The organism is Kribbella sp. NPDC023855 (genome assembly GCF_040639475.1).
Classification (GTDB): domain Bacteria; phylum Actinomycetota; class Actinomycetes; order Propionibacteriales; family Kribbellaceae; genus Kribbella.
This window is the reverse complement of sequence record NZ_JBFAAA010000004.1, coordinates 617,464-643,024: the sequence shown is the minus strand read 5'-3', so window position 1 is coordinate 643,024 and position 25,561 is coordinate 617,464. Positions and strand designations below refer to the sequence as shown.

General features: G+C 68.3%; 20 protein-coding genes and 1 pseudogene. 9 read left to right on the top strand and 12 right to left on the bottom strand.

Features of this window, described 5'->3' with window-relative positions:
* Positions 1 to 36 precede the first annotated feature (36 nt).
* Positions 37 to 4,101, bottom strand: coding sequence for a family 43 glycosylhydrolase (locus AB0F51_RS18245; protein ID WP_360281221.1), 4,065 nt, complete (start codon positions 4,099 to 4,101; stop codon positions 37 to 39).
* A 210-nt stretch (positions 4,102 to 4,311) separates the two neighbouring features.
* Here AB0F51_RS18245 and AB0F51_RS18240 point away from each other — a divergent pair, with 210 nt between their 5' ends.
* From AB0F51_RS18240 to AB0F51_RS18220, 5 genes are read left to right on the top strand one after another with little or no spacing between them, the layout of a single operon-like run.
* Entirely contained in the window at positions 4,312 to 5,994 is a 1,683-nt protein-coding gene (locus AB0F51_RS18240; RefSeq protein WP_360281219.1) for an AMP-binding protein, read from the top strand.
* Between the two features lie 20 nt (positions 5,995 to 6,014).
* Positions 6,015 to 6,941 carry a hypothetical protein gene (locus tag AB0F51_RS18235; RefSeq protein WP_360281217.1) on the top strand — a complete coding sequence of 309 codons (927 nt, stop codon included), beginning with the start codon at positions 6,015 to 6,017 and terminating at the stop codon, positions 6,939 to 6,941.
* On the top strand, positions 6,920 to 7,948 hold the full coding sequence (locus tag AB0F51_RS18230) for an iron ABC transporter substrate-binding protein (protein ID WP_360281215.1): 1,029 nt from the start codon (positions 6,920 to 6,922) through the stop codon (positions 7,946 to 7,948). The genes AB0F51_RS18235 and AB0F51_RS18230 overlap by 22 nt, the downstream gene beginning before the upstream one ends.
* Positions 7,932 to 9,527 (top strand): iron ABC transporter permease, encoded by a 1,596-nt coding sequence (locus AB0F51_RS18225; RefSeq protein ID WP_360281213.1) that lies wholly within the window; start codon positions 7,932 to 7,934, stop codon positions 9,525 to 9,527. Before AB0F51_RS18230 ends, AB0F51_RS18225 begins: the two co-directional genes overlap by 17 nt.
* The gene (locus tag AB0F51_RS18220) at positions 9,524 to 10,594 is read left to right on the top strand and encodes an ABC transporter ATP-binding protein (protein ID WP_360281211.1); all 1,071 of its coding nucleotides are present in this window, start codon (positions 9,524 to 9,526) and stop codon (positions 10,592 to 10,594) included. The genes AB0F51_RS18225 and AB0F51_RS18220 overlap by 4 nt, the downstream gene beginning before the upstream one ends.
* Here the strand turns inward: AB0F51_RS18220 and AB0F51_RS18215 are convergent.
* The 3 genes from AB0F51_RS18215 to AB0F51_RS18205 all read right to left on the bottom strand — a co-directional run bounded on the left by AB0F51_RS18215 (position 10,559) and on the right by AB0F51_RS18205 (position 14,211).
* Entirely contained in the window at positions 10,559 to 13,072 is a 2,514-nt protein-coding gene (locus AB0F51_RS18215) for a X2-like carbohydrate binding domain-containing protein (protein ID WP_360281209.1), read from the bottom strand. The genes AB0F51_RS18220 and AB0F51_RS18215 overlap by 36 nt on opposite strands.
* A gap of 265 nt (positions 13,073 to 13,337) precedes the next feature.
* Positions 13,338 to 13,628 (bottom strand): glutaredoxin domain-containing protein, encoded by a 291-nt coding sequence (locus tag AB0F51_RS18210; protein ID WP_360281207.1) that lies wholly within the window; start codon positions 13,626 to 13,628, stop codon positions 13,338 to 13,340.
* 46 nt (positions 13,629 to 13,674) lie between these two features.
* Positions 13,675 to 14,211, bottom strand: a complete 537-nt coding sequence (locus AB0F51_RS18205; protein WP_360281205.1) for a PEP/pyruvate-binding domain-containing protein — start codon at positions 14,209 to 14,211, stop codon at positions 13,675 to 13,677.
* 162 nt (positions 14,212 to 14,373) lie between these two features.
* On the opposite strand from AB0F51_RS18205, the gene AB0F51_RS18200 reads away from it, so the two are divergent.
* Positions 14,374 to 15,072 carry a hypothetical protein gene (locus AB0F51_RS18200; protein ID WP_360281203.1) on the top strand — a complete coding sequence of 233 codons (699 nt, stop codon included), beginning with the start codon at positions 14,374 to 14,376 and terminating at the stop codon, positions 15,070 to 15,072.
* 28 nt (positions 15,073 to 15,100) lie between these two features.
* Here the strand turns inward: AB0F51_RS18200 and AB0F51_RS18195 are convergent, their stop codons facing one another.
* Genes AB0F51_RS18195 through AB0F51_RS18185 form a run of 3 tightly spaced genes read right to left on the bottom strand, consistent with a single transcriptional unit; the run spans position 15,101 to position 16,633 of the window.
* Positions 15,101 to 15,553 carry a DUF1801 domain-containing protein gene (locus AB0F51_RS18195; RefSeq protein WP_360281201.1) on the bottom strand — a complete coding sequence of 151 codons (453 nt, stop codon included), beginning with the start codon at positions 15,551 to 15,553 and terminating at the stop codon, positions 15,101 to 15,103.
* Between the two features lie 50 nt (positions 15,554 to 15,603).
* Positions 15,604 to 16,215, bottom strand: a complete 612-nt coding sequence (locus AB0F51_RS18190) for a glyoxalase (protein ID WP_360281199.1) — start codon at positions 16,213 to 16,215, stop codon at positions 15,604 to 15,606.
* A gap of 46 nt (positions 16,216 to 16,261) precedes the next feature.
* Positions 16,262 to 16,633, bottom strand: coding sequence for a VOC family protein (locus tag AB0F51_RS18185; protein ID WP_360281197.1), 372 nt, complete (start codon positions 16,631 to 16,633; stop codon positions 16,262 to 16,264).
* Between the two features lie 183 nt (positions 16,634 to 16,816).
* Here AB0F51_RS18185 and AB0F51_RS18180 point away from each other — a divergent pair, with 183 nt between their 5' ends.
* The gene (locus tag AB0F51_RS18180) at positions 16,817 to 19,594 is read left to right on the top strand and encodes a LuxR C-terminal-related transcriptional regulator (protein ID WP_360281195.1); all 2,778 of its coding nucleotides are present in this window, start codon (positions 16,817 to 16,819) and stop codon (positions 19,592 to 19,594) included.
* Between the two features lie 9 nt (positions 19,595 to 19,603).
* Positions 19,604 to 21,601: an NAD-dependent DNA ligase LigA gene (gene ligA / locus AB0F51_RS18175; RefSeq protein WP_360281193.1), complete on the top strand. Its 1,998-nt coding sequence runs from the start codon at positions 19,604 to 19,606 to the stop codon at positions 21,599 to 21,601.
* Between the two features lie 247 nt (positions 21,602 to 21,848).
* Here the strand turns inward: ligA and AB0F51_RS18170 are convergent, their stop codons facing one another.
* Together AB0F51_RS18170 and AB0F51_RS18165 are read right to left on the bottom strand one after the other, a co-directional pair.
* The gene (locus AB0F51_RS18170) at positions 21,849 to 22,208 is read right to left on the bottom strand and encodes a cupin domain-containing protein (protein ID WP_360281191.1); all 360 of its coding nucleotides are present in this window, start codon (positions 22,206 to 22,208) and stop codon (positions 21,849 to 21,851) included.
* Positions 22,209 to 22,288: 80 nt separating this feature from the next.
* Positions 22,289 to 22,818, bottom strand: a pseudogene (locus tag AB0F51_RS18165) (hypothetical protein).
* 519 nt (positions 22,819 to 23,337) lie between these two features.
* On the opposite strand from AB0F51_RS18165, the gene AB0F51_RS18160 reads away from it, so the two are divergent.
* Entirely contained in the window at positions 23,338 to 24,273 is a 936-nt protein-coding gene (locus AB0F51_RS18160) for an alpha/beta hydrolase (protein ID WP_360281189.1), read from the top strand.
* 68 nt (positions 24,274 to 24,341) lie between these two features.
* On the opposite strand, the gene AB0F51_RS18155 is transcribed toward AB0F51_RS18160, so the two are convergent.
* From AB0F51_RS18155 to AB0F51_RS18145, 3 genes are read right to left on the bottom strand one after another with little or no spacing between them, the layout of a single operon-like run.
* Complete coding sequence (locus AB0F51_RS18155) at positions 24,342 to 24,635, bottom strand: plasmid stabilization protein (protein ID WP_360281187.1); 294 nt, start codon at positions 24,633 to 24,635, stop codon at positions 24,342 to 24,344.
* Between the two features lie 10 nt (positions 24,636 to 24,645).
* Positions 24,646 to 25,029: a phage holin family protein gene (locus AB0F51_RS18150; RefSeq protein WP_360281185.1), complete on the bottom strand. Its 384-nt coding sequence runs from the start codon at positions 25,027 to 25,029 to the stop codon at positions 24,646 to 24,648.
* A gap of 14 nt (positions 25,030 to 25,043) precedes the next feature.
* Positions 25,044 to 25,493: a hypothetical protein gene (locus AB0F51_RS18145; RefSeq protein ID WP_360281183.1), complete on the bottom strand. Its 450-nt coding sequence runs from the start codon at positions 25,491 to 25,493 to the stop codon at positions 25,044 to 25,046.
* Between the last annotated feature and the right edge of the window lie 68 nt (positions 25,494 to 25,561).

Genomic DNA, 25,561 nt, shown 5'->3' with positions numbered 1-25,561 from the left:
GTCCAACCCGCTCAGGTGGGCTGGACGGGGCCAGACCTATCCGGGGGTCACCGCGGCGGTGGCGATCGAGTGGGCGATCGCGGGTGCGCCACCGGGCCGCGACGCGGTCACCCGCACAGCCAGCCGGTGACCGACGTCCGCCTGCGTGAGGCGGTACAGCTTGCCCGTCGCACCCGGCACCCATACGCCGTCCCGCAGCCATTGGTACTCGAAGCTCAGGCCGGTCTGGTTCCACGCGCCAGGCGTGGCCGTCAGGTTGTATCCGGCGACGGTCTTGCCCTCCGCTCTGGGTGCTTTCACCAGCTTCGGTGCCGGCGTCAGCGGGACGACGGGCTCGACACTGGTCAGCGTCGGAACGACCTTCGCGATCCTCCCGTCCGCACCGAAGGTCAGCCGGTCGATCGTGGTCTCCCGATGCGTCCCGTCACCACCCGGCATCCCGAAGCGGTGGTAGGCGATGTACCACTCGTCCGTGCCCGGCACCTGGACGATCGAGTGGTGGCCGGTCCCGAGAATGCCCTGGGCCGAGTCCTTCTCGAGGATGACGCCGCGATAGGTCCACGGTCCGTCGACGCTCGTCGCGGTCGCGTAGCCCACCCGGTAGTTGGGCGAACCGGTGTCGTCGATCGAGTACGTCAGGTGGTACGTCCCCTTGCGGTAGTTGACGAAGGTCCCCTCGCGGAAGTCCGTCAGACCGCTGATCCGCTGGAGGGTCTCCGGCTTGATGGCCAGCATGTCGTCGCTCAGCTCGGCGTACACCGGTGAACCGTTGCCCCAGAACAGGTAGTACCGGCCGGTCACGGGATCCTGGAACGCGGCCGGGTCGATCGCCTGACCGGAGGTGACCGCCTCGTTGTTGAGGATCGTCGCGGCCGGCTGAGCGGTGAACGGACCCTCCGGGCTGTCGGCCACCGCGACGCCGATCGTCTTACGGTTGTACGTCGGGTTGTGGCCCGAGAAGTAGAAGTAGTACTTGCCACCGCGCTCGATGATCGTCGGAGCCCAGGCATTGCCACTCGCCCACGGAACGTTGCCGTCGGCACCGTTGAGGGTCAGGAACGGTTGCGCCGATCGCTGCCAGTCCACCAGGTTCTTCGACTTCCAGACGTAGAAGTCCTTGCCGCCCCAGCCGGCGACTCCGTCGGTCGTCACGTAGAGGTAGTAGGTGTCGCCGAAGCGGGCGATGTTCGGATCCGCGTTGTACCCCGGCAGCACGGGCGAGCGCATCACGAGAGCCTTCACCGTCCACGCCCGCGTGGTGCCGTCCTTGGCCGTCACCGTGAAGGTCTTCGGCGTCGAGAGGTCGACCGTGCCGGTCGGCGAAATCGTCGAGGTCGAGACCACCTTCAGAGTCGGTGCCAGTTTGGTCAGGTCCGTGCCGGGGACAACCGGCAGTGTGACGGTCGACGACGCGTCGTCGATGATCGCGGGCACCTTGAGACTGGCCAGCTCGGCGCCGATGATCGCTCGCGGATCGGCGTCCAGGTCGCTGACCTCGGCGGCCGACAAGGCCCGGTCGTACAAGCGGAAGTCGCGCACTTTGCCCTTGAGATATTTGTCGGAGGTGTAGACGGAACGCCCGATGTAGTTGGCCGTCGTCCGGCCGCCGCCGATGTCGCCCGGCGCAATGGTGACGCCGGTCTTCCGGCCGACCTGGACACCGTCGAGATAGATGGTGGCGATGCCGTCCGGGGTGAGGGTGTAGGTCAGCGCCTTCCAGACACCCCGCGGTACGGCGCCGGAGGCGGTGGCGGTCTGCTCGGTCGACCAGTTGCCGGAGGCAATGGAAGTCCGGTAGTTGTTGCCGGTGGTGAACAGGTAGCCGTTGCCGGTGTCGCCCGCGGTGTTGCCGAGACCCCAGATGAAGTACGGCGTCGCCTGGCCGGCGTCGATCCAGACCTTGGTCGAGACGGTGATCGCCTCGAGCCCGGTCATCATGTTGTCGGGGAGCTTCACGTGCCCGTTGATGCCGCCGAGGTTGAGCGCGCCATCGGCCCAGGTCGCATCACCCGTGACGACACCGTCGTACCCGTGCCCGGTCACGTCGTTCGCGGTACCGTCCAGTGGGTAGTGCGCGACGAGTCCGTTCGCATCCGCCTTCACCGGCTCCGGCAGGACCAGGCCGTCACGCAACCGATCGAGCTCGGCCTGTGTCACGGGCAGCACGGTGCCGTGCCGTGGACTGGCCGGCAGCGAGTACGTCGACGGGACCTTCCAGTCCGGGGCCTCGAGGTCGTTCGTCCCGAGCGGGATGTAGCCGCGGCCGCCGTACTCGTCGACGAACAGGTAGTACTGCGAGCCTGAGGTGTCACCCGGGTTGGCCTTGAACACGGTCGGGCCTTCGACGGCCGACGTACCGGCGTCGCGACCGATGCACGAGTCCTGCATCGCCCAGGCGGGCTTGCCGGGCAGGTCGACCGCGGTCAGCGAGGAGGACTTCTCCTGGATGATGTCCGAGCAGCCGGTACCGCCACCGCCCTCGTCCTTGGTGAAGCGGTAGTACGTGCCGCTCTCCCTGATCACCGTCGAGTCGATCCGGGACTCACCCCGGTCCTGCCAGATCTCCGGCTTGCTGAAGGTGCGGAAGTCGCGAGTCGTTGCATAGAGCATCCGGTTGTACGTCGAACCGGTGTGGCCGGGGTCGTCGGCGGCGTACAGCTTCGAGGCCCAGAAGACGACGTACGACTGGAGTTCCTGGTCCCAGTACGCCTCCGGCGCCCAGGTGTTTCCGGCTGTCTCCGGCGAGACCAGGACGTGCCGCTGCTCCGACCAGGTGACGAGGTCGGTGGACTCCCAGACCTCCAGATAGCGACTCCCCCGGCGCTGCGCGGCATCCCAGTCGCCGTTGCGGCCGATGGACAGGTCGGTCGCGATCAGGAAGAACCTGTCGCCTTCGGGAGAGCGGATGAGGAAGGGGTCACGCAGACCGAGAGTGCCCTTGGTCGACTCGAGGACCGGCTGGCCGTTGTTGAGCTCGTCCCACTTGAGTGCGGTGTTGCCCCGGCTGGCGGCGAAGTAGATCTTCTCCCCCGCGATCGAGTTGCCGGTGAAGTAGCTGAACGCATAGCCGGTGTACGGCGCGGCTGCCTTGAGCTCGCGAACTGTCAGAGCGATCTGCCGGGTGGAAGTGGCCGTTCCGACCTTGGTGGTCGCGGTCAGCGTGACCTGGGCATCGCCGGCGCCGTGCGCGGGCCGGTGGACTATGCCGCTGCTGTCCACGACGGCCGGGTCCGATGAGACCCACGTGACCGATGCGCCGTACTCGGCCGTTGCCGGCAGAGTGAGATTGCCGCGGACGTCGTCGGCGTGGACGACGTCGAGCGCCGCGGCCGCACCGTCGGCCTTCGCCTGGTCGGTCAGTGCGATCAACGCGACCTCCTCCGCGCTGAGTGCGCGGTTGTAGACACGGAAGTTCCGGACCTTGCCCTTCAGGGTGCGGTCGGTGCCGTAGTTCGACTTGCCCAGCAGGTTGTTCGTGGTCACGCCGCTGCCGACCTGGCTCGGCAAGACGCTGACCGCGGTGTTCTGACCGACCTGCACGCCGTCCTCGTAGAGGGTGCCGGTGGTGCCGGTCTGGGTGTAGGTGACGGTCTTCCAGACACCTCGCGCGAGGTTGCCTGCCGGTGTCTTCGCGGTGACCTTCTCGCCGGACCAGTTGGTGGTGGTGATGCCGGCGCGGAAGCTGTTGCCGCTGGCAAACAGATAGCCGGTGCCGGTACTCGACGAGGCGGTGTTGCCGAGACCCCAGAGGAAGAACGGCGTGGCCTGGTCCGTCGCGACGAACACATCGGTGGACACGGTGATCGAGTCCAGCCCGGTCATCAGGTTGTCGGGCAGCTTCACGTAGTCGTCGGTGCCATCGAGGGTCAGGTCCGAGCCGGACCAGGTGGCACCGCCGACCAGGGTCCCGTTGCGGCCGTTGCCAGAGCTGTCGGTCACCGTCGTACCGGAGGTCTGCGCGAGGTCGTAGCGCAGTACCAGTCCCGCGGTCACGTCCTCCGGCGCGGCGCCCGCAGTGGTCGCAGGCAGCAGGAGCTGGCCGCCGAGGAGGGCGAGAACCGCGGTTGCTGCCCACCGGGAAGAGCGCGTGCCGATCTGCATGGAGACCTCACTGAGGGTGTGTTAGCGCTAACAGTCCGACGTACTCTCGCTGAGCCCGCACCGCTTCGTCAAGACCTCACGCCTTCGACCCGGGCCGGCTACGGGCTGTCGATTCGCCACTGATTAACGCCGAACCCCTTGGCCAGCGGTGAAAACCGCCGCCAACCATGTTGTTGAGGAGGCATCAACTCTTAGGTTAGCCTCACCTCCGTGTTCCAGCCCCAAGCCCGGCTGACCGCCGGCGCTGTCCTGTGGTCCAGCACGGCCGATCTCAACCGTCCCGTCCTCGTCGACGCAGCCGGCACGCTGCCCTATGGAACGCTGATCGAACGGGTGGAAGCGCTCGCCGCCGAGCTCCCGGGGGTTCACACCGGGCGCCGGCTGGTGCACGTCCCGCTGACGGCCGAGCGGGAACTGGTGGTTGGCTACCTCGCCGTCCTCAAGGCCGGGCATGTCGCGTTGATCACACCACCTGAGCACGCATCGATCACGACCACCTACCCACCGGATTTGTGGCTCCACGACGACGGCACGTTCGCCGGCGCGTTGGACGACGGTATTGACCCGCAGTACGAACTCCACCCGGAGCTCGCAGTCCTGATGAGCACGTCGGGGAGCACCGGTTCACCGAAGCTGGTGCGACTCAGCCGCACGAACCTCGTCAGCAACGCGGATGCGATTGCGGCGGCGTTGTCGATCAGCCCTGACGATCGGGCCATCACCTCGCTGCCGTTGCACTACTGCTTCGGGCTGTCGGTGCTCCACGCCCAGCTCCGGGCCGGCGCGACCGCGGTGCTGTGGCATGGGTCGGTGACCGACCCCACCTTCGCTGGCGAACTGCGCCGGAACAAGGTCAGTTTGTTGCCTGCGACACCTCATGTGGTCGATTTGCTCGACGTCCAAGGGGTTCTGGACGACCTCCCCTCGCTGCGGCTGCTGGCCCAAGCCGGCGGTGCGCTGCCCGCAGTACGGGTCAAGGAACTGGACGCGCGCGGTCGCGTGGGCGGCTGGGGCCTGGCGGTCATGTACGGGCAGACCGAGGCGACCGCCCGGATGGCTGTGCTGCCACCAGAGCTGACCGGTCAGTACCCGGACGCGGTGGGCTGGCCGATCGCGGGTTCCGCGTTCCGGCTGGACCCGGAAGGTGTTGAGCAGCCAGTCGATTCGGTGGACGGCCCGGTCGGCGAGCTTGTCTTCACCGGTCCCGGCGTCATGCTCGGGTACGCCGAGCACCCCGACGACCTCGCGCTGGGCCGGGTGCAGATCGAGCTGCGGACTGGGGATCTGGCCAGGATCGACGCCGACGGGCTGGTCCGGATCGTCGGCCGGCGGTCCGATCACGTGAAGATCATGGGCATCCGGATCGATCTCGGCCAGGTCGAGCGGGCGCTGCGCGCCAACGGGGTTCCGTGCTGCGTCACCGGAACCGACGACCAACTCCAGGTCACCTATCAACCGTGCGGACACGAGCCCGCAGCCGTCCGCGATCAGGCGGCCTCGGCTGCCGGCCTTGGTGAGTCCGTGGTGTCAGCCCAAGAGGTCGCCGAGCTGCCGATCCTGCCCAATGGCAAGCCGGATCGCCGCGCCTGCGCCGCGCTGCACACGACGGCCACCCCGCCGACGAATGACGTACCGCAGGAGACGGCGATCGGCGTGGACGGTTCGCTCGCGGCGGTCGTCGCGGTCCTTGCACCGCTGCTCCGCGGCGGCGTCACCGACCCGGGCCGCTCGTTCGCGGAGCTCGGCGGCGACTCGTTCAACCATGTGATGGCCTCGCTCCGGCTGACCCGGCTGATCGGCGAACTGCCGCCCGACTGGCATCACCGACCGATCCGCGACCTCGCCGTACGAACGATCAACGTCGCCAGAAGCGTCCGGTACGCCGTGCTCTGACGCAGCGAGTCGAGACCACCGTGCTCCTGCGTGGCGTAGCCGTCGTCACGATCTGCGGCAGTCACGTCGGACTCTTCCGGCTGGCGGGCGGTGCGCACATCCTGCTCGCGGTGGCCGGATTCCTGTTCGCCAGGTACGTCCTCACCGCCCGGGAAACGGCCGATCGGGTCCGGCGGACCGCTCGAACCGTGATCGGCATCGCAGTACCGGCTCTCGTGGTGGCTGCTGTGATGGTGTTCGTCTCCAAATCGATCCACTGGTCGAATCTGGCGCTGCTGCACTGGCTCGTGCGACCGCGGGACATCAACATCTTCTGGTTCGTCGAAGCCCTGCTGATGTTGTCGGTGCTGACGACGGCGGTGCTCGCCCTGCCGCTCATGCGGAGGGCGTACGCCGCCGATCCGTGGCGCACCGCGATGGCCGCGTTCGCCGTCCTGCTGGTACCGCGCTATCTCGTGCTCGCCTTGGTCGAAGGGCCGGTGCGAGGCCTTCCGGGCACGGTGGCCTGGCTCTTCGTCGCCGGGATCGCGATGGCGGTCGCGGACACCGGGCGGCGCCGGGTGGTCACCGCCATCGTCGCGGCCGCCGCGACCGTCGGCTTTTTCCCGGAGTGGGAACGCAACCTGATCATCCTGGCCGGGCTGGTGCTGTTGACGTTGCTGCCGACCGTGCCGGTACCGGGCTTGCTGGTCCGGCCGCTCGGCGTACTGGCCGCTGCGTCGCTGCACATCTATTTGGTGCAGTTCCAGGTGTTCGCGTTCTTCGACGCCCCGATCGTCCAGTTCCTCGTCTCGATCGCGGCAGGCCTCGCGTACTGCGCGGTCTGCACCTTCGCGTTCCGCCGGGTGCCGTTGCCGGGTCCGGCTCGTGGGACCCTGATCCGCCGTCTCGAGACGGCGCTGAATTCTGTGAGAGAGGATCGACGATGCGTCGACGCACGTTTCTGACCGGCCTGGGAGCCATTGGCACGGTGGGCCTGGTGGGATGCGGGTCGGACAAGTCCAAGGACGAGTACAAGGCCGACCCGGGCTCGCTTCAGGTCTACTCCTCGCAGCACGAGAACGTCACCAAGGCGTGGGCCGAGGCGTTCACCGCGTCGACCGGGATCAAGGTGCAGGTCCGCAAGGGCTCCGACTCCTCGATGGGTCACCAGATCGTTGCCGAAGGCTCCTCGTCGCCCGCCGACGTGTTCCTCACCGAGAACAGCCCGGCGATGACGCTGGTCGAGCGGAGCAACCTGCTCGCGCCGCTGGAGGAGGCGACCCGGCGGCAGGTGCCGGCCAACCTGACCCCGTCGTCGAAGGCCTGGACCTCGATCGCCGCCCGGTCCACGGTCCTGGTCTACAACCCGGAGAAGCTGCCGAAGGCAGAGCTGCCGAAATCCCTGATGGACCTCGCCGGGCCGGAGTGGAAGGACCGCTGGGGTTGCGCGCCCGGTGGCGCCGACTTCCAGGCCATCGTCGCCGGCATGCTCGCCGGGCAGGGTGAACAGAAGACGACCGAGTGGCTGAAAGGCCTGAAGAACAACGCCCGGGCGCTGCAGAACAACATCGCCACGATGAAGTCGGTGAACGCCGGCGAGATCCCGTGCGGCGTGATCTACCACTACTACTGGTACCGCGACCAGGCCGGCACCAAGGAAGGCAGCGGCAACACCGCGCTGCACTACTTCCGCAACCGGGACCCGGGCGCGTTCGTGTCGCTGTCGGGTGGTGCGGTGCTGGCCGGCTCGAAGAAGCCCGCGGAGGCGCGCAAGTTCCTGGCCTTCGTCACCAGCCCGGCCGGCCAGAAGGTGCTCGTCGACTCCAACTCGATGGAGTACGCGGTCGGGGTCGGAGTGCCCTCCGCGCCGGCGCTACCGCCGCTCAGCACCTTGCAGGCGCCGCCGGTCGACCCCTTCGCATTGAACTCCGACAAGGTCAGCGCGCTGATGACAGATGCCGGCATTCTCTGAGCCGCCCGGCGCCGTCCTTCCGTACGACGGCCCCGAGGCGTCAGCGGTCCAGGTCCGCCGGTCCGCGCTGACGCCCTGGCTCGTCGTGGTCGCCGCCGTGCTGGTCGCCGTACTGATGCTGGCTCCGGTGCTGGTGGTGTTCGGTCAGGCAGCGGCGGGTGGTGCCGACGAGGCGTCGAGGCTGCTGTTCCGGCCGAGAACCGTCGAGCTGCTCCGCAACACCCTGGTGCTGGTGGCGCTCACCGTCCCCATCACGGTGGTGCTCGGGTGTGCCGCGGCCTGGCTGGTGGAGCGGACAACGCTGCCTGCTGCGGGCGTCTGGCGCACGTTGCTGCTGACCCCGCTCGCCATTCCCGCGTTCGTGAGCAGCTACGCCTGGACCTCGGTGCTGCCGTCCGTCCAGGGCCTCGGCGGTGCGGTGTTGGTCACTTCTTTGGCCTACTACCCGTTCGTCTTCCTGCCAGCGGCCGCCCTGATGCGTGCGCTCGACCAGGGGCACCTCGACGCCGCCCGCTCACTCGGAGCCTCCGGCCTCGGCGCCGTACTCCGGGTGGTCGCGCCGCAGTTGCGACCCGCCGTTGCCGGCGGGGCGTTGCTGGTGGCGCTGCACCTCCTCGCCGAGTTCGGCGTGTTGCAGATGATGCGCTTCCCCACGTTCACCACGGCGATCCTGCAGCAGTTCGCGGTTGGGTTCAGCAACGCCGCCGGCAGCCTGCTCGCAGCGACGCTCGTGGTGCTGTGCCTCGGCCTGCTGGCCGTCGAGGTGCTTCTGCGCGGCCGCGCCCGGATCGCCAGGCTCGGCACCGGAACCCGGCAGCCACCCGTCGCCCACCGCCTCGGGCTCTGGACGGTGCCCGCTCTGGCCGCGCTGACCATCCTGGTCGGGCTGGCAGTGATGGTGCCTGGGGGAATCGTGCTGCGCTGGCTACTGCGGGCGATCAACGCCGGCGCGGTGACCGCCGGACCGTTGCTCTCAGCAACCGCTTCCACGGTCGGCCTGGCGGTCCTCGCCGGACTGGCCGCGACTCTCGCCGCGCTGCCCGGAGCCTGGCTGCTGCACCGGTACCCATCGCGTCTGGCCGTCGGCCTGGAGCGAGTCACCTACGTCGCGAGCGCCCTACCCGGCGTGGTGATCGGTCTGGCGCTGGTGACGCTGGCCGTGCAGTGGGCCAGGCCGGTGTACCAGACCGCGGCACTCGCTGTGGCGGCGTACACGATCCTGTTCCTGCCCCGGGCCATGGTGGCCTGGCGATCCGGTCTGGCCGCGGCGCCGACCGAGCTGATCGAGGCATCGCGTTCGCTCGGGGTGTCCGGGCCGGGTACCTTTGCCCGCGTGGTGCTCCCGCTCGTCCTCCCCTCCGCGCTGACCGGCTTCGTCCTGGTCTTCCTGGCGACGGTGACCGAGCTGACCGCGACCTTGCTGCTCGCCCCGACCGGGACCGAGACGCTGGCGACCGCGTTCTGGTCGGCGAGTGACGAGCTCGACTACCAGGCCAGTGCGCCGTACGCCGCGGCGATGATCGCCCTGTCCGCCCCACTCACCGTGCTGCTGCGCCGGCAGATCCTGGACCGGCGATGACGAGCGCGGGGATCAAGATCAGCGGCCTGACCGTCGGGTACGGCGGTCCGGCGGTGCTCGACCACGTCAGCCTGGAAGTACGCCCGGGCGGCACCACCGCCGTACTCGGTCCGTCCGGCAGCGGCAAGACCACCCTCCTGCGGGCGCTCGCCGGGTTCGTCCGGCCGTCGCACGGCCAGATCGAGATCGGTGGGAAGGTCCTCACCGACGGGAAGGTGCTGGTCGCTCCGGAGCGCCGCGGGATCGGCTACGTCCGCCAGGACGGCGCGCTCTTCCCGCATCTCGATGTCACCGGCAACATCCTGTTCGGACTCCCCCGGGCCGAACGCCGCCGAGCCACCCAGGTCGGCGCGCTGCTCGAACTCGTCGGACTGTCCCCCGACCTCGCTCGACGCCGACCGGACCAGCTGTCCGGCGGCCAGCAGCAGCGGGTCGCCCTCGCGCGGGCGCTGGCTCGCGAGCCTGCCGTCGTACTGCTCGACGAGCCGTTCTCGTCCCTCGACACCGCCTTGCGTGCCTCCACCCGCGAGGCCACTTTGACCGCACTGCGCGAACGCGGCGCCACCACCGTGCTGGTCACTCATGACCAGACTGAGGCGCTCTCGTTCGCCGACCAGGTCGCGGTGATGCTCGACGGCCGGTTCGCCCAGGTCGGCAGCCCTGCACAGGTGTACGACGTCCCCGCCACACCCGAGGTCGGAAGGTTCCTCGGCGACACGATGCTGCTGCCGGGGCTGGCCGACGGGCGGGTCGTGGACTGTGTCCTGGGGACTCTCGAGCTCGCCGAACCGGCATCCGGCGAGGTGATGGTGATGGTGCGGCCCGAGCAGGTCGTGCTCGGGGCGCTTGGGCAGCAGTCTGGTCTGACCGCCCGGGTGGTTTCGATCGCGTACCACGGCCCGGACGCGATGGTCCGGCTCGACCTCACCGACACCAACACCCGGCTGGTCGCGCGGGTGCCGGGTCAAGGCGCACCTCGACCCGGCGACCTGGTCAACGTCGTCGTACCAGGCCCGACCCACGCGTTCCCGTCAACCAGTCGTGTAGCGGATCACGTCGTTTCGTAGTACCTCGCCGGAGAGCTTCACGATCCGCAGCGTGTGCTGCCCAGCCTTCAGACCAGGCAGGGTGAACACCTGCCGGGTCGTGACGCGAGCCTCGTTGAAGAGATGCACCCGGCCGACGACCTTGCCGTCGATGGAGATCTCCGCCTCGCCTTGATCCGGCCCCAGCGCCGTCACCCAACTGACGCCGGTCCCCTGGAACGCGAACTCGATCGCCGCGCCGTTCGCCGTGGTGGCGTGGACATCGTCCCGGTGGTCACCGCGGAACCGGAACTCCAGCTTCGTCGTCCCGGTCGACTGGGTCGCCAGGTACTCCTTCTTGATCGTGACGACCTTGCCGTCGATGGTGTAGTCGGTGCCCTTGGCAAGGATCGTGCTGCCGTTGGCGATCGCGAGCAGTTCGCCGGGATCACGGCCGATCTCGGTCGTCACGTCGGCGCCGGCTGCCTTGTCGAAGGACGCAGTACCGGGATTCAGCAGGCTCTCCTGGCGGACGACCAGTTTGTCGACCAGCATGAACTGTCCCGACTTCTTCACCCCACGGATCGTGTGGCTGCCGTTCGGCAGGTCCGAGATGCTGAACACCACCTGCTGCGTGGAACGACTGTCCGCGTGGGTGTCCACGGTCGCCTTCAAGGCACCGTCGACGTAGATCTCGACCTCGCCCTGGGAGGGGTCCTTCTCCGTCACGTAGTCGACACCATTGCCGACGAAGGTGTAGGAGAACGCGTCGCCGTTGGCCTCGGTGTAGTGCACGTCGTCCTGGTAGTCACCCAGCCCACGACCCGTGCTGCGACTCCACGAACCCGTGTAGACGATGCCCGGATCGTCGTTGTTCAACTCGACAGTCCGTACGCCGGAGGTGCTGGCCGCCGTCGTGCCGGTCTGCCCCGAATCGGTGACCGTGACGGTCAGCGGCTCCGACACGGCCGGGACCTCGCGGTTGCCGTTGCGCTGCCAGGCGCCGTCGTACCCGACCCGCAGATCGTCGTCGTTGACGCGGATCACCGAGCCCTTCTGCGGCGTGACCTTGAACAGCCGGGCACCGTGCGGGGGCACGGTCGCGGCGGTGTAGCCGGTCGCGTACTGGCCGAGATCCTTCTTCGCCCACAGGTCGCGGACCGTTGCCGCGCCGGTCAGACCAAGGTCTGCCCAGTTCGCCGTCATGTTCGCCTCCGTGGTGCCGAGGTTGAACAGCGCGACCGTGTAGGAGTTGTCCGCGTTGAGCGAGTACCAGACCTGGCGGTTGCTCTTGGTGGACACCGGCTGCGCGGGACGGCCGGCCTGGTTGACCGCGATCACCTCGGGGTTGGTGAGCAGTTCCAGTCCGTAGGAGTCGAGCTTGGTGAGGTCGTTGCCGACGTAGAACGGCGCTGCCGAGACGGCCCACAGCGTCGCCGCCGTACGGCGTTCGTCCTTGGTCAGCCCGTCCATCGTGCCGTTGCCGACATTCAGCGAGTCGAGGTCGTTCCAGCCGCCCGGCCCGCCATGGCGCCACCAGTCGGCCACCTTCGGGAACAGCCGCGAGATGTTCGGCCAGGCCGTGAGTGCCTCACCAGGGCAGTAGCACTCCACATCCCAGTCGACCCGCCAGCCGTTCGCCCACTGCTTCCAGTACTCCGCGTAGTTGATGTCGAGAGCCCAGGACAGTTCGAGCCAGATCTTGTGCCGAGCCAGCGCTTGCGACCAGCCCTTGACCTCGTCGCGGGCATCGAGGGACAGGTCGTTCTTGCCCGAGCCCGGCGTCACGCTGTCGAACTTCAGGAAGTCGACGCCCCAGGAGGCGAGCTGATCGACGATCGAGTCGATGTACGCCTGGGCGCACGGGTTCGTCATGTCGACGCGGTAGCCGAAGCCCCAGTAGTCCCCTTGCTGCAGGGGCTGCTTGGCCAGGTTCCCCGTCGTACATCCCGGCTTGCCGTAGACGGGCAGGTTGGCGTCCAGCACCGCCTTCGAGATACCCGGGATGGCGTAGAGCCCAACCTTCTGGCCGTTCGCGTGGATGTGGTCGATCACGGCCGGCAGACCGTTCGGGTACAGCTTCTTGCTCGGCACGGGCCGGCCGTAGGCGTCGATACCGCCGTTCCACGCGGCGTCGATGTTGATGTACTTGTACCCGTACGGCTGGAGCTTCTTCCGCATCGCATCCGACTGGGCGATGATCTGCGCGGCCGAGATCCAGTTGCCGCCGTCGTTCGAGTAGACCTGCATGCTGTAGCTGCTCCAGCCCATGTAGGGCTTCAGCGCCGCATCGCCGGCCGGGCCCCGCGGCGTACCGGAGGCCGCGGTGACGGTCGCGGGGCTGCTGATGCTGGCCGCGCTGGGAGCTTTCTTGGTCGTGGCGGAGCCCTGCGGCCCCGGCGGCGGTCCACTCGCGAGCGGTACGCCGGACGACGTCGCCGCGCTCGCGGGGAGCAGCGCGGCAACGGCAACGAGCGCGACCGCGCCTCGTATCGCCTTGTGTCGAAGGGATCTGGTCATGAGCGGCGACCTCTCTGATCATCTGACAGCCGCGATCCCTGGTGTTCGCACTCATCCACGTCTCCAGGAACACGGATCCGATAGGATATTGGAACACTTACTTCACGCTGTCAAGATATAGAGGTCCGTTCGGCCGGACAGATCCACCTACCTGCTTCACGCACTTGGCCCGCCACCCGCGGGGTCGCGCGTCAGCGCCTGCACTCACCGGCGATGCAGCCGGCGTAGCGCAGCGGAGCAGGCGTCGCGAGCCCGGGCGTCGCGGTCACACCGGCACTGGTCTCCGTGCCCTGGTCAGCGCCCAGTCGAGCTCACCGATGGTCGGCTGGACAAGCACCTCGCCACCGACCGACACCACTGGGCTGTGAACCCGGCCCCCGGTGACCCAGGCGAGCCGGGCCGCATCCTCGGGATTCGAGTCCAGGTCGACCCAGTGGTACGGGGTCTCGGTGCTCTCCAGATACCGGCGTACGCCGTCGCTCAGCTCGCAGCTCGGGCGGCCGTAGACGACAACCGGCGTGATCGCCGGACGGTCGTTCGGAGAAACCCCAGACATGACTATCGCCTCCTTCAACCGTAGGAGTCCGTTGTCGCCAATGGTGTCAACGAGTCATTGACAAAAGTCTAACGCGCTGCTCTCCAGAAATCAGCAGGGGCAGCGGGGTTCTTGCAGGTTGGACCAGGACGGACAGTTCAGCCGACAGATGGTCGATGCCGCGCACCTCGCGGTACATGATCGCGCGATCGGTGAACAGCGAAGTCCAGCACCGTTTGCAGGCCGCGAGGAGCGCTGGGAGTCCGTTGACCTGATCGAACACCTCGTGCGGTCCGGTGAGGAACTCGACGATCGGTTCAGCGGCCGGCTCGCCTGCGACGACCAACTCGGCCGTGGCACCGCCGAGCCGCTCGTAGGCAGCGGAGATCGCCTCCGCCACGTCCGGCGGCAGGTCTGCCCAGAAGTACGCGTTCCGGATGGACGCACCCACGGCGAGCAGGTCGGCGCCGCGCCGGAACTCGCGGAGTTTCGTCCCGAGCATCGGGCGCAGCCGGGCCGCCCGGACAAACTCCCGGTAAGCCGCGGGCGTAGTACCGAAGCTGCTTCCATCCGGCGACCAGCAGACATACGGCGAACCCTCCATGACGCCCTCACCCCTATCCGATGCTCTAGGCAACAAGCCGGCTCCACTGCTGCCATTCCATCGCGGCACGGACCGTCCCGGGCAGGGCCAAAGGTCCCCACCACCCCGGGTCTTTCCGTGATCCTCCGGCTGGTTGGCCGTTCGGTCCGTTAGGTTGCGGGGGTGATCGGTCTCGAGGTGCCGCGCTGGCTGGACGCCCTGGTCGGGATGCAGCTCGGAGCGGGTCTCTTCCTCGGTGGCGCCGCGCTCCTCGGGTGGTTCATTCTCCACGTGGGCGGGCCGTCGGTGGACCGGGCCGAGGCTCAGCTGGCCCGCGAACAGGCCGGCGCCGAGCGGTACGGCTGGCTGCCAGGGGCCGACACCGACGGGACGCTGGCCACCGCCGGGTACCAGTGCTTCGGCCATCGCGGGGACCTGCGCCTGATCATGGTCGGCGAGCACCTTGGCCGCCGGATCCGGATGGCCGAGTTCCTCTACCTCACCCGGGAGAAACTGCCGTCGACGAGCGTCAACCACCTGATCGCGATCGAGCTGCCCGTTCGCCTGCCCGACCTGGTGGTCAGCCGAGAAGTCCTGTTCGACCCGATGTACAGGTTCGACGCCGAGAGCGGAGTCTTCAACGAGAAGTACACCGTGGCCTGCGACAACCAGCGCTTCTGCTCGGCGATGGTGCATCCCCGGATGATGGAGTGGCTGCTCGCTCATGAGCTGAACTTCCGGATCTCCGGCAGCCTGCTCGTCACCTACTCCCCCACGCCCTGGACCGTGCGGCAGGCCCTCGCCACGCTCCCGGTCCTCAGCGGTATCGCCGACCTGATCCCCCGCTTCGTCCTCGAGGATTTCGGTCAGGCGATCCGCTGAGCCGGAGGCCCTGCTCCCGACGACTCGTTCAGGAGCCGCCCGCGCCGACCGCCTGCTGGACCAGGGCGACGATCCGGGCCTCCACCTGAGGCGTCACCTCGGTCAGGGCGAAGGAGGCCGGCCACATCGCGCCGTCGTCCAGTGCCGCCGCGTCGCTGAAGCCGAGCGTCGCGTAGCGCGCCTTGAACTTCTCCGCGCTCTGGAAGTAGCAGATCATCTTGCCGTCCAGCGAGTAGGCGGGCATCCCGTACCAGAGCTTCGGCGCGATGGCCGGCACGCTGGTGGTGATGACGGCGTGGACCCGCTCGGCCATCACCCGGTCCGAGTCCTTCATCTCGGCGATCTTCGCGATCACGTCCCGCGCCGCCTCGGCTGCCTTGTCCGCCTTGCCCGCGCGACGCGCTGCCTTCTTCTGGTCCTGGGCGTGCTCCTTCATCGCGGCGCGCTCTTCGGCGGTGAATCCCTCGTACGTGGTGCTCATGTCAGTTCTCCTTCAAACTCTGAATGGATGGATCTGCCGGTACTGCGGGGTCAGGCGGCCGCGGTCTCCCAGACGAACCCGTCGGGGTCGGTCAGCGAACCGGCGTCGCTGCCGATCACGATCCGGCGGGAGCCGGTGCCTTCCTCGGGGAGGCCGGTGTCCTTGGCCAGGGCACGGCGCGGGTAGAGCGCGAGCGTGACGGCCGACGCGGGCGTCGCGAACTCGACGTACTTGCCGCCGAAGCTCTTCGCCACGGTCAGGCCGCGCGCGACGTAGAACCGCTTGCTCGCCTTGACGTCCGCGACGCCCAGCAGGAGGGCGACCTGGTCGATGTTCTTGCTGACCGGGCCGCTGTCCTTCTTCTTCGAGGTCGCGACCTTGATGATCGTTCCGTCCGGGGCGAGCACGACGCCGCCGTACCCCCAGAAGCTCTTCTCGGCCGCCTTGAGGGTGGTGCCGCCGGCCTCGAGCCCGGCGCTGATGATCGCGTCGACGTCACCCGGCTGGGACACCACCAGGGAGAGCGCGAAGCCGCGGAAGCCGGTCGTCGTCGCGTCGGTGGCGCGGAGGTTCAGGTAGGGGCTCAGGCCGACGGCCTGGTAGAAGGTGCCGGCGGTTTCGAGGTCGGAAACTTCCAGGGTGAGGGATTCGAAGGAGGTCATGACGGGGTCCTTTCACAGTTGCGGTTCGGTGGGATGGGCGGGTGGTTCAGCGGTCCTGGATGAGGCCGAGGACGTTGCCGTCGGGATCGACGACGGTGGCCACCTGGCGGCCGCCGCCGACCTCGTGCGGGGCCTCCTTCACGGTGGCGCCGGCGGCGGTCAGCTCTGCGACCTTCGCCTCGATGTCCGGCACGTGCCAGTAGGCGACCGGCGACGTCATGCCTTGCGGGCCTCCGTCCGGTACCAGACCGATGTGCTGCCCCTCGGCCACGAAGCCGACGTAGTACGGCGAATCGGTCTGCGGCGGGACCCCGAGCAGGGCCGCGTAGACCGCCTTGGCTTTCGCCAGGTCGGACACCGGGTGCAGGACGGTCTTGATTCCCTCGGTGACGGTGGTCGTTCCCTCTGGGCTGGTCACGGTCGCTCCTGTGGTCTCGGTGTTTTGCGTTGCGCTGTTTGCGTAGTCACAGCTTGTCGCCGGACCCGTCCGGCCCACATCCGTGCAAACCACGGAACTTCAGTACGTGGCCGCTCCACTGATCGCCGGCACGGACCAGGCACCGAGGCCGCTCAGTGGCCGTCCCGGCGTCAGTACGGAGGCATGAGGGAAGATGGTGCGGTGATAGCAGCAGTCGAGATCTCGCCGCGCGAACGCGACGTACTGGAACTGGTCGGTGCGCGGTTCAGCAACGCCGAGATCGCGGCCCGGCTGCACATCTCCGTGCGGACCGTGGAGAGCCACGTCTCCTCACTGCTGCGCAAGCTCGAGGTACCGGATCGGCGGGCGCTCGCCCAGCGTGCACCGGAACCGGCCGGAGCCGATCCGTCTCACCCCGTCACCGTTCTGCCGGCCCCGCTGACCTCGTTCGTCGGCCGGGCGACCGAGCAGGCCGAGCTGACCGCGTTGATCAAGGCGCACCGCGAGGTGACGGCCGTCGGTCCCGGCGGGGTGGGCAAGACCCGGCTCGCGTTGGCGGTGGCCGCCGAGGCGGTCAGCGAGTACTCCGATGGCGTCTGGTTCGTCGACCTCGTACCGGTGACCGACCCGGGCATGATCGCGACCGCCGTCGCGGGGACCCTCGGCCTCGGTGAGCAGCCTGGGCGCGACATGACCGAGTCCGTGGTCGCCGCACTGGCCGACCGGCACGCCCTGCTCGTCCTGGACAACTGCGAGCAGGTACTGGACGCGGTCGCACTGTTCATCGAGCGGCTGCTCGCGGCCTGTCCCCGGGTAGGCGTGCTGGCGACCAGCCGGGCGCGGCTGATGGTGCCGTTCGAGCAGGTCTACCCAGTGCCGCCGCTGTCGCTGCCCGCCGGCGGCGAGTCTGACGCGGTCGCGCTGTTCCTGGAGCGGGCAGCCGCGGTCGGGCGGCCGCTGGATTCGCCGCGGCGCGACCAGATCGCCGCCATCTGTGAGCGGCTGGACGGCATGGCGCTGGCGATCGAGTTGGCCGCCGCCAGGTATCACACGCTCGGGCTGGATGGCATCACGGCGGCTCTGTCTCACCCGCTGCGCATGCTCACCGGCGGCTTCCGTGCCGATGAGCGCCACCGCTCGGTGCGGGCAGCGCTCGACTGGAGCCATGCACTGCTGGAGCCGGCCGATCGGGAGTTGCTGCGCCGGGTCTCGGTGTTCGTGGCGCCGTTCACGGCGGCTGCGGCGGCGGAGATCGCTGAGTCTGAGGAGTACCTGGTTGCCGACGGCCTGTCCCGGCTGGCCGACCAGAGCCTGCTCGTAGTGACATCTGCGCCAGGCGGAACGGAGTACCGGGCTCTGGAGACCATTCGCCAGTACGGGACCGAGCAGCTGACCGAGGCAGGTGAGCTGGCCGCAGTACGGGCCCTGCACGTTCAATGGTGCCTGGCCAAGGCCGCCGGTCTTGAAGCTGTACGCCGGGACTGGCGGGCCGCGTTCGACGCGATCGCCGACGACCTGCGAGCCGCCTTAGCCTGGGCAGCGCAGGAGCCGGAGCAGCGCGCAGCGGCGTACCGGCTGGCCCACTCCCTGGCCGAGCTGACCTTCACCCGCAACCTGATCGGCGAATCCCAGCAGCGGTATGAGCAAGCGGCCCAGCTTGCCCCGGGCCCTGAAGCGGCTGCCTCGGCGCTGCGGCAGGCCGCAGCCGTGGCGGGTTGCCGGATGCACGGGGACGACATGTACCGCCTGTACCGCGCGGCGGCCGAAGCAGCCCTCAGTGCTGGGGACACCTCTGGCGCTGCCCGCGACCTGGCGGCGATCGCAACCACGTCGTACCGGTTCTCGAGCAAGTTCGTGCGGCCGCTGCCACCTGAGGAGTCGGCTGCGCTGATCGATGAGGCTCGGGAGCTGGCCGGGGACGACACAGTGGCACAGGCTCACGTGGCTCTGGCCGAGGCCGGCCAGGCGCTCTTTGTCGCGATCACTGCGGCCCAGGGCCAGCCTGGCACGTCCGTGGCCGAGACGATCGCGCGGGCGGAGCGTGCTGTCGAAATGACCCGCAGTACGGTCGATCCGCTCGCCGAGTCGGCCGCGCTCGACGTACTGACCGGCGCTTTCAGCTGGGCCGGCGACACGTTCGGCGCGGCGAATACTGCCAAGCGGCGGATCGCGCTGTTGTCCTCTGTTCCGAGTACGCCGGCTGCTACCCACGAGCTGATCGAGGCGCTGGGTGAGGCCGCCGAAGCCAGCCTCGGTACCGGCGACTTGCTGGCCGCTCGGCGATGGGCGGGGCAGCTCGCCGACCATCCGCTGCTGGCCGAGGTCGGTCATCGCGCGGTGAGCTGGTTGCTGGTCACTGACGCGTTGGCGGGCAATGTCGACGAGGTCCTCACCGGCAGCATCCGCTTCCTCGATGCGTGGCGGCGTGCAGGCGAACCGGCCCGGTCGTTCCTCGGTCCCGCGATGGCCGCCGTGGCGATGGTTCACGGCCTCCGCGACGACCAGGACGCCAGGCGCGAATGGCTGCAGGTCCTGGACCAGCTCGGGAGCTCACCGGAGCGGACCTACGGCTATGGAGCGGTTTTCGACGCGATGCTCCTGCTCCACCACGGACAGTTGCCAGAGGCAATGGAGCGGACGGCCGTCGAACCCAGTCAGGTGTGGAAATGGGTCACCTGGATCTGGCACCACTGGTACGTCGCGCTGCGCGCCGAGGCCGCCGTACTTGGTGGGAGCCCTGATGCGCGCGACCGCGTGGCCGAGGCTCAGGGCATCGTCGCCGGTAACCCGGTCGCCACTGCCATGGTCGAGCGAGCCGCGGCGCTGCTCGATGGCAATCAGGAGGCGTTGCTGGCAACTGGCGCAGCGTTTAAGGCCGCCGGGTGTCCCTATCAGTCCGCGCGCACAACACTGCTGGCCGGTGGCTCTGAATTCGCCCGGATTGTCGGTGGGCGCGGGTAGGGTCGGGCCGTGGACGTTGGGGAGCGTATTCAGGAACTTGCCGACCAGATCGTGGTGATGCGCGACGCCTACTACCGGGGTTCACCGGTGGTGGCAGACGCGGAGTACGACGCGATCGAGGACGAGCTGCGGTCGCTGATCGAGGCCAGTCCGGAGCTGGCGCCCGATCCGAACCCGCTGGAGCAGGTGGGCGCGCCCGCGATCCTGCACGCGCCGGTCCGGCACTCGCGACCGATGCTGTCGCTGGAGAAGGCGACCCGTCCCGAGCAGGTCGAGGCGTTCTTCAACCGCTTTCCCGGCCAGTCGGTGGTGGTCATGCCGAAGCTTGACGGCCTGTCCCTGGCGCTGGTCTACGAGAAAGGCCGGCTGGCCCGCGCGGTCACCCGCGGCGACGGGACGACCGGCGACGACGTGACCCCACTGGTGCGGGCACTCGCCGACGGAGTACCGGACCGGCTCGGCGTACCGGGGCGGGTCGAGGTCCGCGGTGAGGCGGTCATGTTGCGCTCCACCTTCGCCGCCTACAACGCGGCGCATCCGGACAAGCCGCTGATCAACCCGCGGAACGCCGCCGCTGGGACGCTGCGTGCCAAGGACCCGGCCACTGTGGCCGAGCGGCGGCTGCAGTTCCTGGCCTTCGACCTGCTCAGCGAGTCCGACAACACCGACTCCGATCTCGAGCAGGCGCTGCGGGAGCTCGGGTTCACCGTCGCCGAGATGCAGCACTGCGATGACGCGGGCGCGGCGCAGGCCGTGATCACCACGATCGAGAAGCAGCGCAACGATCTCGACTACGACCTGGACGGCGCCGTACTGCGGCTCGCCGATCGCGACGCCTTCGCCGCCGCCGGCACCCGGTCGAGCTCGCCGCGGGGAGCGCTGGCGTTCAAGTTCGCCGCCGAGGAGAAGACGACCGTCCTGGCCGACGTGGTCTGGGACGTCGGCAAAACCGGCAAGATCGCGCCGGTCGCCTGGCTGGAGCCGGTCTTCGTCGGCGGGACGACGGTCACCCGCGCGACCCTGGCCAACCAGGAAGTGATCCGGGCCCGGGGCATCAAGATCGGCGACACAGTCCTGGTACGCCGCGCCGGCGACGTGATCCCTTTTGTCGCGGGCGTCCTGGATGCGTCCAAACGGACCGGTGCGGAGCGCGACATCGTGCCGCCGACCGTGTGCCCGTCGTGTCAGCAACCGCTGACCGAGCAGGGCAACAGCCGTGAACTGTTCTGTACCAACGTCGCCTGTCCCGCCCAGACCGTCCGGCGCCTGATCCACTGGGCGTCCCGGGCTGCCGCCGACATCGACGCGATCGGTGGGGTCTGGATCGAGCGGCTCGCCGAGGCGGGCATCCTCGAGAACCCGTCGGACTTCTACCAGCTGACCAAGGAGAAGCTGCTGGAGTTCGACCGCATCGGCGAGATCTCGGCCGCCCGGATGATCGAATCGATCGACGCCAGCCGGCAGGTCGGTCTCCGCCGGGCACTGATCGGACTCGCGATCCCGATGGCCTCCGAAGGCACCGCGACCAGGGTGTGCCGCGCGGGCTTCGGCTCCCTGGAAGAGGTCGCCGACGCCGGTGTCGAAGGACTCGTCGCCGTCGAGGACATCGGCCCGAAGGTCGCCGCCTCCCTCATCGAGCACCTCAACCGGCTCCGGCCGGAGCTCGAGCGTCTTCGCGCGGCCGGCGTATCGCTCGACGTCCGTGAAGAAGACCTCCCACCAGTCGTCGTCGCCGGGGCCCCACTGGCAGGCAAGACGGTTGTCGTGACCGGCTCGATCAGCGACCCCCGGTCCGGCGAGAAGGTCACCCGCCCAGCCTTCCAACGCCTCTGCGAAAAGGCAGGCGCAACCATCGCCTCCTCGGTCTCGGCCAGCACCGACCTCCTGATCACCGGAGCCGATGTAGGCGCCAGCAAACTCACCAAAGCCGAAAAACTCGGCGTCACCGTCGTCGACCAATCCGAAATCTGGCAACAACTCCAATCCGCCGACCTCCTCCCCCGCTGACCGCCGCACCCGGATTGCAGCAAGTCGCAGCTCGACAGGCCATCTGTGGTTGAAATAGCCCGGTCGTCCACAGCTGTACCGGTGCCGTCAGCAACCGCTGCGTTGCCTGCAGCAACGGACGGCGAGCAGGCGGCAACCGTGACGCCGTGCGCTCAACGCCTCGGGCTCCAGACGGCCGACGGCTGACAGGCCGCCGCCTGCATCGCTCGTCGGTGGGCGAGGGGTGCAGGCGGTGGGGTCTTCGTGGTTACGGCTTGGCGTAGATTTCGGCGGTTTGGGACTCGAACTCGAGGCTGACGGCTGGTTCGTCGCCGACGACCCAGGCGTCGTGGCCGGGCTCGATGATGTACGCGCTGCCGGCGGAGAGCCGGCCCTTGCTGCCGTCGTTGTGCACGACCTCCATCTCACCGGAGATCAGCGCACCCACGTGCCGGACCTGGCAGGAGTCGCCGCCGACGACGGGACGGATGCAGTCCGACCAGCGCCAGCCCGGCTGGAAGGTCACCCGGGCAACATTTGCCCCCGGCAACTTCACCACGTCGACCGTGGTCTTGTCAGGCGTCCGTTGCTCATCGGGTTCGTCGAACGACTTAGTGTGCACAGCCATGTTTCCGGCCCTCCCCGGGTTGGTGGTGTCTCTCTCCTGACAATGACCCCACCTCGCCCACTTTGCCCAGACACCAGGTCTTATCGCGCTCTTACGGGATCATCGCCGCCCTGCCAGGACGCCAGAATTCGCAACGCGTCGTCCGAGCGACTACCGACAGTTGCCGTCAGCACCATCAGCCGCTGTCCGCTGCCGTCCGGGCTGGCCCAGGTGTCGCAGTCGAGGACCAGTTCGCCGACCAGCGGGTGGTGGTAGTGCTGGCTCCGTAGCTGGCCGTGTTGACGCGATGTTCGGCCCACCAGCGCCGGAAGTCGTCGTCGCGCACGGAGAGCTCCCCGACCAGCCGAGCCAGCTCGGGGTCGTCCTGGTCCTTCGCCGCCTCCATCCGCAGCGCGGCGACGGCGTCGCGGGCGTCATGCTCCCACTCGGCGTGCAGACCGCGAACCCGGGGATCGGTGAACAGCAACCGCACGTAGTTCCGGTCCGATTCGGGGATCACCGAGAAGTCGACGAACAACGCGGCCGCGGCACGATTCCAGTCCAGGATGTGCAACCGCCTGCCGAGCACGATGGCGGGGGTGTTGACCAGTTGATCCAGCAAGCGGCGCATCGCCGGCCGTGGCTTCTGACCGGTACGCCGCCGGCGCGGCAGCCCGTCGGCCTTTTCGGCGATCTCGTAGAGGTACTGCCGCTGGTCGTCGTCCAGCCGGAGCGCACTGGCCAGCGTCGCCAGCACAGCGGCGGACGCCTTCACCCGCCCCTGCTCGAGCCGGGTGTAGTAGTCGACGCTGATCGTCCGGCCGGTCGTAAGCCAGGGAGGCGACCTTTTCCCTGCGCAGCCCCGCCACTCGGCGGTGCCCATCATGAACCGGCAGCCCGAGCCGGCCGGGATCGAGCTGGGCGCGGCAAGCCTTGAGAAAGTCACCGAGCGCGCGTGACTGATCTGCCGTTGTCATAGGCACCATTGTCGAGCCTGGGCCCTGTCGTCAGGGAGGACCAAATCCTTCCCAGGCAAAAACTCGGCTCTTTTGCGTCACCGCGAGCGGATGGACCTTGGTCTCAGGCCGAGGCGAGTGCCCGGCCACGAGCCAGGACCAGGTTCCGGCTCGGAGTACAAGCGGAGCAGACCATGACAAAGCTGGACGTCACCTTTGACAGCGCGGGGATCGAGATCGCGGCCAACCTCTACCTTCCTGATTTCCCGGCAGGGCACCTACTGCCAGGCATCGTTGTCGGGCACCCCGGCACTGGGGTGAAGGAGCAGACCGCCGGCAGCTATGCAGCGAGCTTGGCCGAACGGGGGTTCGTCACCCTCGCGTTCGACGCGGCGTACCAGGGGGCGAGCGGGGGTCTGCCGCGTGGGCTGGAAGATCCCGCGCAGAGGGTCGAGGACTTCAAGGCTGCGGTCTCGTTCCTGACTACACGCCCCGAGGTGGACGCCAACCTGATCGGCGTACTGGGGATCTGCGCCTCGGGCGGCTACTCGTTGCCGGCGACGGCCGGTGATCACCGGATCAAGGCGGTTGCCACGGTGAGCGCTGCCGACGTTGCCCGCCAGTTCCGGTACGGCGCTGACGGCACACAGGACCCGGCGGTCTTCCAGGGCATGCTCGATGCGGCAGCATCAGCCCGTACTGCGGCGGCGCACGGCGAGGACCCGGGCACGTTGCCGCTCTTCCCGGAGACGATCGAGCAGGCCCGCGCGCTCGGCGGAGAACACGCGGCCGAGGGTTTCGAGTACTACTGCACCCCACGCGCCGAGCACGAACGCGCCGCCAAGTCCTTCCACTGGACCAGCGTCGACAAGCTGGCCACCTTCGACGCGTTCACCCACATCCCGCTGATCGGGCAACGCCCACTGCTGATGGTCGCCGGATCGCGAGCTGTCACCGCCTGGATGACCATCGAAGCGTTCCAGCAGGCCACCGGCCCCAAGGACCTGTTCTGGGTCGAGAACGCGAGCCACGTCGACCTGTACGACAAGCAGCCCTACGTCGCCCAAACAGTCGACCGTCTAGCTACCTTCTTCGACCACAACCTCAGCAAATCACCCCCGCCGGCCTGACAGCACGGTGGTCGCAGGCAGAGAACCGGCTCGCAGCGGCCCCTTCGCTGCGAGCCGGTCAGCGGTGGTCAGCTTCGGCGGAGTGCCTTCTCCAGTTCTGCCTTGGTCATCTTGGAGCGGCCTTTGATGTTGAGGCGGGCCGCGTCGGCGTACAGCTCGTCCTTGGTTCGCTCCGTCGCGGCGCGGGCACGGACACCGGCCATACCGACTGTCCGCGAACTCTTCTCACGCCCGGACTTCACCGGGTGACTCCCGGACCCCACTCCAGCCTTCGCCGCCAGGTCCTTGACGTTGGCTGTCACCTGCTCGATGCCTTCTTCGAGCTTGTTGCCTACCTTCTCGCCCAACCGTTCTTCCGGCATGATCGTTCCTTCAATCGGTTTCGAGTTTGTCCGGCAGCAGGACGTTCATCAGCCAGCTGACGACCGTGATGATCAGGGCGCCGAGCAGTGCGGTGCCGAAGCCTTCGACCTCGAACGGGATGTCGAGGCCGTCGCTGATCCACGAGGTGAGCAACAGCATCAGGGCGTTGATCACGAAGATCAGCAGGCCCAGCGTCAGCACGATGAACGGCAGCGACAGCAGCGTGGCCAGCGGTTTGACCACGGCGTTGACGAGACCGAAGATCGCGGCCACGACGACCAGGGTGATGACCTTGTTGGTGGTGCTGGATCCGCTGATGGAGATGTCCTTCAGCAGCCAAGCGGCAGCGGCGACGGCGATCGCGTTGACGACCAGTCGCATCAAGAGCTTCATGAATCATCCTCCGGTCAGCTGTGCAGGAGGCCGGCCAGCCTCTTCCGTCCGCGGCCGGTCTTCTTACCCGCCTTGCCGGCCACGTCGCCGGCCTTCTTCCCTGCCTTGTCCGCAACCCCGCCGGCCTTCTTGCCCGCCTTGTCCGCCACGCCGCCGACCTTCTGGCCGGCCTTGTCGGCGTTCTTCCGCAGTTTGCGGCTGGACTTCTTGCCGGCCCGCTTCACATCACCGGCGACCGAGCCGCGCGCCCGCAGGCCGAGGCGTTTGCGCATACCGCGCTTCACCTCGGGAGCCCGCGGCATCATCAGTTGTACGCCGTACGCGTACAGCCGGAGCCCGAGACCCATCAAGGGCAGTCCCAGGGGGAGCAGAATCAGCGTGATGCACAAAATGCCCGCCACGATCATGATGACCGTGGCCAGCAGCCACACCAGCGCTGCGCCGATCCCGCGAAGTACCTTCATTCTGACCACGTCCAGCCGATGCACGGATGAATGAATGAGAGGAATATCTCTCGAATACCAAGTGCCCG